The 12,313-nt window shown below is 39.0% G+C and carries 12 protein-coding genes; all 12 read right to left on the bottom strand.

Annotation, left to right across the window (positions count from 1 at the left end):
- Positions 1-192: 192 nt before the first annotated feature.
- The 12 genes from KJS44_RS04025 to KJS44_RS03970 all read right to left on the bottom strand — a co-directional run bounded on the left by KJS44_RS04025 (position 193) and on the right by KJS44_RS03970 (position 12,161).
- Positions 193-1,038, bottom strand: a complete 846-nt coding sequence (locus KJS44_RS04025) for a PRD domain-containing protein (RefSeq protein WP_008689462.1) — start codon at positions 1,036-1,038, stop codon at positions 193-195.
- Between the two features lie 2 nt (positions 1,039-1,040).
- Positions 1,041-1,529 (bottom strand): PTS sugar transporter subunit IIA, encoded by a 489-nt coding sequence (locus KJS44_RS04020; RefSeq protein ID WP_008689463.1) that lies wholly within the window; start codon positions 1,527-1,529, stop codon positions 1,041-1,043.
- 306 nt (positions 1,530-1,835) lie between these two features.
- Positions 1,836-2,582 carry an RDD family protein gene (locus KJS44_RS04015; protein WP_008689465.1) on the bottom strand — a complete coding sequence of 249 codons (747 nt, stop codon included), beginning with the start codon at positions 2,580-2,582 and terminating at the stop codon, positions 1,836-1,838.
- Between the two features lie 17 nt (positions 2,583-2,599).
- On the bottom strand, positions 2,600-3,787 hold the full coding sequence (locus tag KJS44_RS04010) for a MalY/PatB family protein (protein WP_008689466.1): 1,188 nt from the start codon (positions 3,785-3,787) through the stop codon (positions 2,600-2,602).
- Between the two features lie 3 nt (positions 3,788-3,790).
- Positions 3,791-4,879: a M24 family metallopeptidase gene (locus KJS44_RS04005; RefSeq protein WP_008689467.1), complete on the bottom strand. Its 1,089-nt coding sequence runs from the start codon at positions 4,877-4,879 to the stop codon at positions 3,791-3,793.
- 190 nt (positions 4,880-5,069) lie between these two features.
- Complete coding sequence (locus KJS44_RS04000) at positions 5,070-6,395, bottom strand: PTS sugar transporter subunit IIC (protein ID WP_008689468.1); 1,326 nt, start codon at positions 6,393-6,395, stop codon at positions 5,070-5,072.
- A gap of 47 nt (positions 6,396-6,442) precedes the next feature.
- Positions 6,443-6,775, bottom strand: a complete 333-nt coding sequence (locus KJS44_RS03995) for a PTS sugar transporter subunit IIB (protein ID WP_008689469.1) — start codon at positions 6,773-6,775, stop codon at positions 6,443-6,445.
- 1 nt (position 6,776) lies between these two features.
- Positions 6,777-7,097 carry a PTS lactose/cellobiose transporter subunit IIA gene (locus tag KJS44_RS03990; RefSeq protein WP_008689470.1) on the bottom strand — a complete coding sequence of 107 codons (321 nt, stop codon included), beginning with the start codon at positions 7,095-7,097 and terminating at the stop codon, positions 6,777-6,779.
- The gene (ypdE, locus tag KJS44_RS03985) at positions 7,090-8,154 is read right to left on the bottom strand and encodes an aminopeptidase (RefSeq protein ID WP_008689472.1); all 1,065 of its coding nucleotides are present in this window, start codon (positions 8,152-8,154) and stop codon (positions 7,090-7,092) included. The genes KJS44_RS03990 and ypdE overlap by 8 nt, the downstream gene beginning before the upstream one ends.
- Positions 8,151-10,052, bottom strand: a complete 1,902-nt coding sequence (locus KJS44_RS03980; RefSeq protein WP_008689474.1) for a BglG family transcription antiterminator — start codon at positions 10,050-10,052, stop codon at positions 8,151-8,153. The genes ypdE and KJS44_RS03980 overlap by 4 nt, the downstream gene beginning before the upstream one ends.
- Positions 10,053-10,599: 547 nt before the next feature.
- Positions 10,600-11,643 (bottom strand): bifunctional GrpB family protein/GNAT family N-acetyltransferase, encoded by a 1,044-nt coding sequence (locus KJS44_RS03975; RefSeq protein ID WP_008689477.1) that lies wholly within the window; start codon positions 11,641-11,643, stop codon positions 10,600-10,602.
- A gap of 101 nt (positions 11,644-11,744) precedes the next feature.
- Entirely contained in the window at positions 11,745-12,161 is a 417-nt protein-coding gene (locus KJS44_RS03970) for a pyridoxamine 5'-phosphate oxidase family protein (RefSeq protein ID WP_008689478.1), read from the bottom strand.
- Positions 12,162-12,313: the final 152 nt, after the last annotated feature.

Genomic DNA, 12,313 nt, shown 5'->3' with positions numbered 1-12,313 from the left:
TTGTTGTTGCGTTTTGTTACTTAACATTGTTAGTGTTGGTTTGTAATCATCCTTTCTTTTCTTGCATCATGTGGCCACTTCTGATTCCAAGGATCTTTATTTCAAAAAAACAAGACCCGATGATAAAGTAGCGCAACTCTTTCCTGTGCGTACTTATCACCGGGTCTGCCTTTTCAGTAACACTCCCAGTACCTATTTCTTTTTCACGTTTCGGTTAATATGGATAGCCAAATAGATACGTTCCTGTTCCGAAATCGTATACCCGAAATTTTCTTTCACATATTTGACTATTTCATCCACACATTTTTGAGCCTCCAGATATTTCCCTTGGAGTAACTCAATAACTTCCTGATCATTTTCTTCCATTTGCTTTAACACGATCCGTTTCGCAAAGAAGTTCAGATGTGTTAATAAGCGTAAATAATCTAAACTATTTTCTTCAAATTCGATTTGATAATACTCTTTTATGATGCGTACAACACCATTGACGATAACCATGACATCCAATGTCTGATTGATGTCAGATGTACAGTTGGTAGCGTTCATAATGTGCATGGCAATAAATCCTGCTTCACTGGAAGGTAAGCGAATATGCAATTTCTTCTCGCAGTAATCCAATACCTTTTTCGCAACATTGTATTCATTCTTATAGATAATCTTAATCTCTGCTAACATAGGACATGATAGATTTAAATGCTCTTTTGCTCTTTCAACAGCAAAGGAAAGATGATCCATAAGCAGTACATAGATTTGTGGATTCAGCTTAATACCCAAATCCTTTTTTACTATTTCTACCGTATAATCGACAATATCAACATATTCTACAGATACACGTGTTAATGTGTTAAAAAGTTTTTTATATAAATCTTCACTGTCCGCGGCAATGAATTTCTTTTCCATATCCTCATCTGAGATATATTCACCGCGTTTCTTTCCAAAGCCTACACCGCCACCCAGAGCTATGAGCTCTCTATCCTTTTCATCACATACAATAACAACGTTATTGTTTAAAACCTTACTTATTTTATAATTACCCATTTTTATTGCTTCTTATTGCAAATACTGGCGATGGCTGTCTTCCCCTGCGTGACTAAGTTCTCACTGTACAACTGAATACGCTCACTTTCGCAATCCATGAAAATTAAAATGGTATCTGTATTTATGTTTTTTTCTTTAAAGAATTGTCTGTCAACCTTGATTAAAGGATCACCGACCTTTACTTCTGCATTTTTTGTCGTCAGCACCTGTAGACCCTCTCCTTTATACATGCATGTATCAACACCTACATGAACAAGTATATTGACACTTTCATTTTTCACAATGACTGCATGCTTCGTATCTGCAATCATCTCAATTGTTCCTGATATTGGGGAAAAAACGTAAGCGTCATCGGTTTTGATAGCGATTCCTTCTCCCATCATCTTTGTGCTGAAAATATCATCCTTCACCTGTTCCAGCGCATATAAACACCCGGAATTCGATGAATAAACCTCAATTTTTTGATTTTTTGGCTTAAAAAAACGTAACATAATTACCTCCATTAAAAAGTATACAAGTTATTACTATAACTCATGCCTGTTTTTAACAGTAACACGTTACAAGTATATTATAAGCCATTTATGGCCATTGTCAAGCGCTTACATAAATTACCATTTAAAATTTTTATAACCTGTTCATCTTATGGGAGTAGCTTCTGTCGATCATTATGATTTTTTTAATAGTGTTTAGACATAGCTAGCTATCGATGTCCTACTTTATAACCGCCATATAAATTCATGTATATGCTCTACAGAAAAAGGACTCTTCTCAATGAAAAGTCCTTATAAGAGTGAAACTTATTTCTTTCCGTTCTTTTTTGGCAGACGTTTCTTCTCCGTCTTTTTCTGAGGTGCAGGCATTGGCTTCTGTTTTCTTTTTTGCTGCTCTGGTTTAGGTTTCTCTGTTTGTCTTGGCGTATCCTTTTTTACTTCCTCTTCTTTTAAAGCTAATACAACTTTTGTTCCCCCAATGTAATCATGCAAAGCACGATGACTCGCCGTATAGATTGCTAAAACGACCGATAGCAATGTAAAGGCAATCCCGATATACTGCCAAATAGCATCAACATATACCCATGTTACTAAAGTCACCAGCTGACGAATATACGTAGATATGATAAATAAGGTTCCTTCCATCAGGAAGATAGCAATTCCTTGACGTAAGATCAATTCCTTTACTCTGACAGCTTTCCCATCTTTGCGTACGATACGCAGACCAAGCAGATGCTTACCAAGCGTCTGTCCCCTCCAAATCTTACATGGTACGACAATATAGTACAGAATGGCTGCCAACAGGCATAAGATACCTGCTATCATGCCCCAATAACGTTCAAAACCTAATGCCTCAAACACATACAAATCAGAAAACATGTCACTTTTACCGGTAATGACACCATACAGCAAGACCGCTGGAAAACCACTGATGATACCGCCTAAAGACCAATCGATAAAATAGGCACCTAAACGTTTCCCCATAGGGATATCATTCGGTGTATGATCCAGCTTGCTGCTTAATTTACGAAAGATACCAGTTGTTTCACTCATATAGTTAACCTCACTTCTTATTTGTTTTTTGCATATAGCCAATCCATGGCTTTTTTAAATCTTTGTAATCCATCCTCTAATTTTGCTCTTGGACAACCACAGTTCAAACGCAAATATTTTTCACCGTTTGTACCATACGTTTCCCCTTTCATGATGGCTACCTTGCCTACATGTACCAAAGCCTCCTGAATCTGCTCACTGGTAAATGGCACATCCCTGCCATCAATCCAAGCTAAATAGGTAGCATCCGGTGCTTTGAAATGGAAATCCGGTAATTCCTTAGCAAGGAAGGTTTCCACATAATGCATATTATCTCTTAAGTATTCCACCATCTGATCGATATAATCATCACACTGTGTATAGCCAGCCATGGTCGCATACATCCCTAAGATACTGACAGAATTCAGGAAATCTTTCTTTCTTGTCTGAAAGAGGAAGCCATCTCTAATTTCTTCGTTAGGGATGATGACATAAGAACCAATCAATCCCGGTACATTTAAGGTCTTGGAACAGGAGGAAGCTAAATACAGCTCATCGTATTGATCCAAAAATTTCAAGATCGGGGAATGACGGCGTGCACCGATTTGAATATCCATATGAATTTCATCAGATATGATCTTTACCCCATAACGACGACACAAGGCAATGAGCTTACGTAATTCTTCCTCGCTCCACACTCTGCCGGTTGGATTATGCGGAGAGCATAATAGGAAGAGCTTCGCCTGTGCCAGCTGTGTTTCTAGCTTCTCAAAATCAATTACAAAGCTGCCATTCTCATGTATGAGATCATGCGAAATCAATACACGCTCATTATCCTCAATCACGGTGAAGAAAGAATCATACATCGGATTAAAGGTCACAACTGCATCGCCTGGCTTTGATAACAAGCGAATCAATAAGGATACAGAATACATGACACTAGGACTGTACAGCACCCAATCTTCTTCCATGGCGGTAGCAAAACGGCGTTGAAAGAAACCTGTGATAGCACCTTTGAAATCATGATGATTCCATCGGGTATATCCATAAATTTCATGCTGCGCCACAGCTAAGATTTTTTCCGTGATGGGTTTGGGGATCTTAAAGTCCGTATCGGAAATGGAAAAAGGCAATAAATCTTTTTCTCCAAAACGATCTTCAATATAATCCCATTGCGTACAATACGTGCCTAAACGATTGTTGACTTCATCAAAATTATATTTCATAGCTTATTCCTCTTTTAAGATTATCATATCTTTAGTAGTCTTGTTCATTGGTCTGCCAATACCATCAATAATGACAACATCATCCTCAATGCGAATACCACCGACATTTGGCAGATAGATGCCCGGCTCACAGGACATCATCATATGTTCATCCAGGATGACATCACCCTTCTCATTCAGAATCGGATATTCATCGCCATCACCGATTCCTAAACCATGTCCTAAGCCATGATCGAAGTAATCGCCATACCCGGCTTTGGTGATAATATCACGAGCTGCTTTATCTACATCACTCGCCAAGGCACCTGTTTTCATAGCGGCAATTCCTGCCAGCTGTGCTTTTAAAACGATATGATAGATCTTTTCAATTTCCGGCTGTGGTTTGCCAAAGAAAGCAACACGTGTCATATCAGATTGATAATTTTTATACTGAATACCAAAATCCATAAGAATCGGTTCATGTGCTTTGATCTTACGTCCGGTTGGGCGACCATGCGGCATAGCACTGCGTTCTCCTGTTCCTACGATGGTTTCAAAAGACATCTGCTGCGCTCCTGCCTTGATGGCAAAGTATTGTAACAGTGCACTGATTTCATACTCACTCATCCCAATGTATAACTCTTTTAACACACGGGCATAAATTTCATCCGTGATATCCACTGCTTCCTGCATGATGGCAATCTCTTCATCATCCTTTTGGATACGAATCTTGGCAATTTCATCACCAAGCAGACGAATGGTAACACCTAATTCTTCTACCTGACGATATTCTTTGATCAGCATTTGACTGGCTTCAACACCAAGTGAAGTACAGCCATGCTGTTTCAGTAACTCTTCAACCGTTCCTAAATAGTTACGACCAGTTTTATGGGGAGCATGAAGAATGATGGTTAGATCATGTTCACGTTGTTTTGCTTCGGTGATATAACGACCATCTACGATCAGATATGCCGCATCTTTTAAGATTAATACCTGACAGCCACTTCCGGTAAGAGTATCCATATACTTCTTCATGGTCTTGCTTTTGATAAGCAGTGCATCTAACTTTTCGTCTTCCAGAAACTTTTGTAATTTCTTTAATCGTTTTGCCATGTTGCACCTCCTTGCTTTCTTTTTAGGGTAAAGTAGAAACTGTTTTTCTGATGCTAGGTGGTACTAATACAACTTGGTAGTTCTCCTACTGCCTATAATTTTATTCTACTTAACCTTTTTTATCTCTTTAAAATACGTAAGGCAAGCGAAATGCTTGCCTTTGCTCGTAAGATTTTCGCTTTTTACGTAATTAGAAGTCCAAATCTAAATCATTTAATAATGCTTCATCTTCTGCTGAGATAGCGGATTTCTTTTCGGCATTTTCTGCTTCTTTTTCCAGCTCACGTTTTTCAAACAACTTGAAGAATGGATACCAAATCAGAATAGACAGAATCAGCTGAATACCGTTTGCCACAATTGACATGTAATCGCCATTGGTTAAGAAACCTTCCAAGAAGACACCAACATATGGAGGGGTAAAGGTAGAACAGCTTACCCAACCCAAACTCATCATCCAGTGTGGAATCGTACCAATGATACCACCACAGATTACGTAAGGAATAAAGAAGATTGGATTTAATACGATAGGTGCACCAAATAGGATTGGTTCATTGATACCAAACAATGCTGGAATCAAGGCAACACGGCCTACCTGTTTCTGCGCTTTTGATTTTGATAATAAGCACCAGAATACCAAACCGAAGGTTACACCGGTACCGGTAAAGTTACCAAATGCAGATTCTACACCAGGTGTGAAGAAGTGCATAGCTTTTCCACCGGCTTTTACCATTTCCATATTTTCAGCCAAGAACTGTGTAGAAATTGGGCTTGTAATAGGGCTTAATACAGATGGATGGATACCGAAGAAGAACAGTAAACAACGTAAGATCTGTAAGAAGGTAACAGCAAATGGGTTATCCATAGAACCAACAAGTGGGGCAAACAGATTCGTAAAGATCATTGGTGGCACAGTGTGTAAACCATTGACACAAACCACGCGGATGATCAGGAAGAAACCAATTACGATAACAGAAATAGGAATCATTTCAAAAGATCTGGATACGAAATCAGGTACTGATTCCGGCATCTTGATCGTAAAGTTTTTCTTTTTACACCAGCGGTATAATTCTACTGCGATAATAGAGGCAAACATTGCCGCAAACAAACCTTTTGGGCCAAGGTAAGTTGTCATGATACCGCCATCTTCAGTATAATCAACGGCCATCATCAAGAAGGCAATGACACCCATGCTTAAGGTACCAGGTACATCCAGCTTATAAGACTGAGCTAGATGATAAGAGATAACAGCGGCTACATATAAAGACATCAACGCCATACCGACATTGTATGGAATATAGATAATGTCAAGGTTTGCTAAGATCCACTGTGAAATAGGATTGTTTTCTCCAATCATGTTTGGAATCGCTTCTGGAATCAAACAGAAACTACCGATGATCAACAATGGTGTCATTGCTACCATCGCTTTTTTAACGGCACTTAAGTGTCTTTGTTTATCCATCTTATTGGCGATTGGAGTCAGGTATTTGTTCATAAATGCTTCAAATTTGTCAAACATACGTTCACTCTCGCTTTCTTATGTGTGTGTATTTCCCCCGATGGAAATTATTTGTTCATGTCAGCTTTTTTTCTTGCGATCAAAGCCATTTTCATGACGGTTGCCCCATCCATTTTTCCATAGGTTTCCTTGTCAACGATGACATATGGAATCTTATATGGATCAATGATTGGTTTGATGTAATCAATCTTGTGGGCAATCTGTGGACCAACAACCAGAACATCCGTGTTTTCTACTTCGGCATTCAGTAAATCTACTGGAATAGCTTTAAATTCAAAATCAGCTTCATTCAGTTTAGCACTGTCTTTTACCGTCTTTTTCATACTGTCCATCAGCATGGTTGTGGAAAATCCACCAGCGCAGCATAATACGATCTTCATCTTACTTTCCCTCCTTTGCTTCAAATACGTTTATCATTTCCTCAATCAGATCTCTTGCCAATTGAGATGTCATGTAATGGTCCTGTGCATGAACCATTAATAACCCAACTTCCGGCTTGTTTTCGCCTCCGGACATTTCCGCTGTAATCAGCTGTGTCTGGATCTTATGCGCTTCCAAGTCAATCTCTCTTGCTTCCTGTAACAGCGCTCTAGCCTCATCATACTTACTTTCTTTCACTTTCTTTAAAGCTTCAAATGCTTTTGCTTTGCTGTCCCCAGCGGCAGATATCATTCCTACGATCTGCTGTTCCATTTCATTCATACTTCTTACCTCCTTGAAAATCGATGAATGTTTCGTAACGTTTTTTATCGATTGCCAATGCAAGTTCCCTGACGAGTGCAATGGCATGTTCTAAATCTTTTTGATGCACCAATGACCATGCACCATGGCAATAGCGCAATGGAATACCAATAACGATTGCGAGTTTACCATTTCGTGTTAAATGGGCATTTCCTGCATCGGTTCCTCCACCGCTGAACATATCACATTGATAAGGAATCCCATGCTTGCTTGCCGTATCTTTCACAAATTGCAATAGTTTGGCATTCGGTGCCATCGTTTTATCATAATGGACGATCATACAGCCTTTTCCAATCTGCCGATGATTCGTATAGTTTTTCACCAGTTCCGGGTTATTGGCAACATCAATGGCAAATACGATATCCGGATCTATTTGATAGGTAGCCGTCTTTCCACCGCGTACGCCAACTTCTTCACTGCTGGTTGCGGCCATATATAAATCACAGCGATGTCCGCATGCATGTAGCTGTTTGAGTGCTTCTGCGATGACATAGCATCCACTTCGATCATCCATTGCTTTTCCTGCAATGATCGCATCACGATTTAAAATATCACAATCACTGGCAAAGCACACCATATCTCCGATAGCTACACCAAGTGCTTCGACTTCTTCTCTGGTATCGCAGCCTACATCGACATACATCTCTTTTACAGCTCCCTGTTCATTTTTCGTAACATTCAAGATACCCTGTACTTTCTTTCCCTCTGCGGTTGTGATGCGTACTTTTTGCATCTCTTTGCTTTTATCCAAAACACCGCCTAAGGCAATCAAATAAACAAACCCAATATCCGAAATATGCCGAACCAGAAAACCAACTTCATCCATATGTGCCGCAAACATCAGCTTTACGCCATCTTTTTCACTGCCCTTATCATGAAACAGCATGCTGCCAAGATGATCATAAGAAATATCATCACAAGCATCCTTTAACTCTTCATAAAGAATCTCACGTACTTCATCTTCCTTTGATGCAACAGCATCCGCATTGCTTAAGCGTCTTAGTAAGTCTTCTTTCATAGCGTTCCTCCATCCAGCTCTTTCATCACGATCAACAATTCTTCCAATGTACGATTGCGCAATACCCGTTGTAAACGTTTTTCATCATTCATCAACTGGTATAACTTTTTCGTAATATCCTTATGCACCTCATAATCCTCTTTTGTAAGAGAAACCATGAAGATGATGGAAGCTTGTTTATCCTCATAGCAAATTGGCTCTTCCAATATGCATACGGAAATCAAATTGCGGTTTGCACATATCTCAATCGGATGCGGGATACAGACACCATTCATATAAATGGTACTCATATACGATTCGCGTTCCATGACATATTGTGCATAATGCTCACCGCCATAGCCACTCTCTTCAATCTGCTGTGCCATTTCCTGCAGTAAAGCAGGGTAGTCATCACTCTTGCGAATTTGAAAGAAGTGTCGATCAAAGATAGAATACAAATAGGAATTCGCATCTGCGATGGATAGAGAATCACAGTTATCATACTGTAATACCTGTCGGATGCGCATGAGATCTAAATCATCCAGAAGCTCTTTGATATAGATGACAGGTGCCGCAAAATCACGATCCAGCGGCATAATGGTAAAGATCAAATCGGGATGATAGCGTTCCAACTCATCCATTTGCAGGAAGCTAAAGGTTTCCACATCCGCTTGTGAGAATAACGATTCGATTTGCAGCTTGATTAGATATGCACTGCCTCCACCGGAGGAACAGACAACGCCAATGCGATTAAAGCGCAATATCCGCGATTTTCGCTCGCGTTCCATATGAGCCGCAAAATGAGTGGCAATGAAACCAGCTTCATCATGGGTAACCTCCACATTGTACTTTTCCTTAAGCATATCGCTGAAGCGAATGGCAATGTTGAAGATCATTGGATAACGGATACAGATTTCTTTAATTAAAGTATTCTTATAGGAAATCTTTTGATGCAGACGCTCAATCAACAAAGATACATGGGTCAATAAGGATTCCTTAAAGTCCTGATCTTCACTGAAAGCCGTGTTGTACAATTTGTCAATATCCAGTAGGAAGAGATCAACATCTTGACGCAGCTGATCAGAGAAAGAAACCGTTGGCTGTTTTGCCCTGACATTCAAGCGGAGAACGACTTCCATTTCCTGCAAGCTTTCTGCACTGATTGCAATATCGAAGCAGGCTTCCATCATTTCCTTCATCTTCCAGGCGATGCGTTGTATCGCATTCACCGGTTTGCTTGTCATAAACATTTGTTTTTCCACATGGATACGGGCATAAAAGACCGTGATCTGCAGCCAGACTATGACATTCTTTAATTCATTGTAATTGATGTTTAGATCTTCTTTTTCAATCTGATTCACCAGTAAAGAATTCACCTGAGCAAAATCCTTTAAGATATCTTGCATGGCATTTTCTAAGAATGGATTATTTTCAAAGAAGAAGTCCGCCAACATCTGTTTGCAGTCATGAGCAGCACCAATCAGCCGTATGCCGTAATGGCTTTTTTTCTCTAGCTGTAAATGAAAGCTTTCTAATAGCTCCTCTACTTCCCGCATTTCCTTTTTAACGCTTGTTTTGGATATCTGGAAAGTTTCAGCCACCTTGTCCATGGAAACATAATCACTTTGCATAGCTAGATACACAGCAATGCTTTTGTTGCGATCTTTTGTATCTATGAGCCGATCACTTTCCAAGGATTTGATAAAATCATTTAACAGCTCTCGATTGGTCACCTCTAATAGGTAACCCCTACCGCGGCGCATATGCAGCTGATACCCTTTCCGTGAAGACATCTGCATCAGATACGATAGATCGTTTTGTATCGTTCTTTTTGAAACCTCATACGTTTTTATGAAATGATCCAGACTCAAATAATCTTTTGCTTCAAGTAAATCATTCATAATATGACAAAGCCTCATAGCAGGTCCTCCTTTCTATCGGTATCGCTTACATTGCCATTATAAAAGTTCAAAGTGTGAAAGAAAAGATTAAGAATTTCACGCTAATGTGCAAAAGCGAACTTAATATTAAAATCACTTGTTTTTATCAATGTTTTACTACCTATGCTAGTATGCTCCACATTTCAATTGTCATGATGATATAGCAATTACTCTCGATAAAAAAGCACTCAATCAAAGTGCGAATTCATGAATCCATCTATTTTTCGTGTTTATTTTACAGGGCAGTTTTTACCCTTTATGCGCTTTATTGCTGGTACCGGTTTGAAAATCAAAATCAACCATCAAATGTTCTTTTGCTTCTTGGTGCGAACAAGAAAACGCATGCACTGACATAGTTTACATTACCCGCAAGAATGCGTCAACTAGAATCAATATCGTTTATGACATTCAATGTTTTCTATCCAGAAAGTAAAGGTGTTCATGTTATGTAAGATATTAAAATCTTTGATCCTTTTCCTATTAGGCAGCAGTTATGACAGTTTTTGAAGTATATATAGAGCATGTATCATACCATGTTATGCAGTGCTTTTTCATAGTAGTAGCAAGGTTTCCCATGTTTTATAAAGGTTTGTTTACGTAAGAATCCATTAAATTCCAGAATCTGCATAGAGCCAAGATTATCTGCATAAAGATATGCGCTTATAAAGGACAGGGTACAATGCTTTTTACAATCAGCTAAAAACATTGCCACAGCATGTTTCCCAATGCCTTTTCCCCAATAGGCTTTAGCAAAGATGCAACAGCTTAACACAGCTTTTTCATCTGCCATATTATGACACCAAATATCACCTATATATTCATTCGCTATAAAAATCGTCTTGCGATATGTTTGAGAATCCTGTGCATCATAGATATCCATTGCTTCCTGTAAAGAAGTCGGCAATTGGTACATATGTTTTCGTACTTCCTGCTCTTGCGTGCGTGTAAAAAATATGCGTACATGTTCTTTGGTTTGTTCATGCAAAGAGATGGCATATGCTTTTGTTTCATAACGATTTCCATAAGCTGTACGTGCTATTGCCGTTATATGCTTCACAAAAGCCGTTTTCCCTTCGGTATAAGCATCACGATGATATGGATAAGCAAGCGCTAATTTCATCTTCAATTGTTCATACGCTTGAGCGTGCTCTTCATGCTCCTTCATATAATCACGGAAGTACAATTCATCATGATCATTGCGCTGACGTAGGTGCAAATGAAACACTTTTTCCGCAAAACCTTCTGGCGTATATCCCTTATTAAATGAAATACGTGAGGCATCTTCTGACATACACAAATAGCCCAGCTTCTTTAAGATTGCTGCAATTTCCATACGTTTTTCCCAGGGTGCTATTTCCACCAGGATATCAATGATCGCCTTTGCCTGAATTGAGCCAAATGAGGTAGAACCTATATGGGCAATACGTACCACATGTTCCATAGGAAGGCATTGTGTTAATAAGCTTTTTTCCTGTTCATACCATGTTAGCCATACCTTTTGGTAGGGTTGTAACGCAATCGGAAACAAATGCCATAGCTCTTCTAATGTCATATCTTCCAAAGCTTTCATCCATAACCGCCTCCTCATCTCTTCTTTATTTCCAAGGAAATACATAAGACATAACTTTACCTTCTTTTATGCTACTTCATCTTATAAGATGTTTCTACTTATCATAATACATATCTTGTCCCATGGGAAAAGAGCACCCCATCTGTTAACTCCACACATAAAATAATCGTATTCTCATCCTCAAAATCATTATGCCCATTGTCAATCCATTCGGCAAATACATTTTTCAATTTTTCCGCAAGATGCTGATTTTCCTTCTTTCGAAAATAGCCTAAATTCACAGCCTTTCCATGCGCATTAAACCATTCTCCAGCTATCGCAACCATCGTATGATGCTGCATTTGTCGCATTTTATTTGAAAGGGCATGGGTTATTACATAAAATGCACCATTTTCATAATAAGCATTTACATATCTTACATAAGGCAGTTCGTTTTCAACGGTTGCTAATGCAATTACCGTGTCTTGTCCAAAACGTTCTGCCATAATTTTTTCAACTTCCGCTGTGCATGGTTTCATAAAATATCCTCCTTGCTTTTTTCATTGATATTTTTACATGATCCTATCCTATACCATACTTTTAGAATACCACAGATCATCATGAAATCCTATGTAAAAAAAGAGGATCTATAGAATGGCAGTAGCCCATAAGGAAACATTACAAAACTTAT

Origin of the sequence: Longicatena caecimuris (assembly GCF_018406465.1) — a bacterium.
Lineage (GTDB): Bacteria > Bacillota_I > Bacilli_A > Erysipelotrichales > Erysipelotrichaceae > Longicatena > Longicatena caecimuris.
The sequence above is the reverse complement of the archived record's forward strand: the minus strand, read 5'-3'. Positions and strand labels throughout refer to the sequence as shown.

Coding starts and splice junctions, on each gene's coding strand:
- KJS44_RS04025 (WP_008689462.1), bottom strand. CDS start 1,038: ATGGGTAATTATAAAATAAGTAAGGTTTTAAACAATAACGTTGTTATT.
- KJS44_RS03970 (WP_008689478.1), bottom strand. CDS start 12,161: ATGAAACCATGCACAGCGGAAGTTGAAAAAATTATGGCAGAACGTTTT.
- KJS44_RS03995 (WP_008689469.1), bottom strand. CDS start 6,775: ATGAAGATCGTATTATGCTGCGCTGGTGGATTTTCCACAACCATGCTG.
- KJS44_RS03980 (WP_008689474.1), bottom strand. CDS start 10,052: ATGAGGCTTTGTCATATTATGAATGATTTACTTGAAGCAAAAGATTAT.
- KJS44_RS03990 (WP_008689470.1), bottom strand. CDS start 7,097: ATGAATGAAATGGAACAGCAGATCGTAGGAATGATATCTGCCGCTGGG.
- KJS44_RS04020 (WP_008689463.1), bottom strand. CDS start 1,529: ATGTTACGTTTTTTTAAGCCAAAAAATCAAAAAATTGAGGTTTATTCA.
- KJS44_RS04015 (WP_008689465.1), bottom strand. CDS start 2,582: ATGAGTGAAACAACTGGTATCTTTCGTAAATTAAGCAGCAAGCTGGAT.
- KJS44_RS04000 (WP_008689468.1), bottom strand. CDS start 6,395: ATGTTTGACAAATTTGAAGCATTTATGAACAAATACCTGACTCCAATC.
- KJS44_RS04005 (WP_008689467.1), bottom strand. CDS start 4,879: ATGGCAAAACGATTAAAGAAATTACAAAAGTTTCTGGAAGACGAAAAG.
- ypdE (WP_008689472.1), bottom strand. CDS start 8,154: ATGAAAGAAGACTTACTAAGACGCTTAAGCAATGCGGATGCTGTTGCA.
- KJS44_RS03975 (WP_008689477.1), bottom strand. CDS start 11,643: ATGAAAGCTTTGGAAGATATGACATTAGAAGAGCTATGGCATTTGTTT.
- KJS44_RS04010 (WP_008689466.1), bottom strand. CDS start 3,787: ATGAAATATAATTTTGATGAAGTCAACAATCGTTTAGGCACGTATTGT.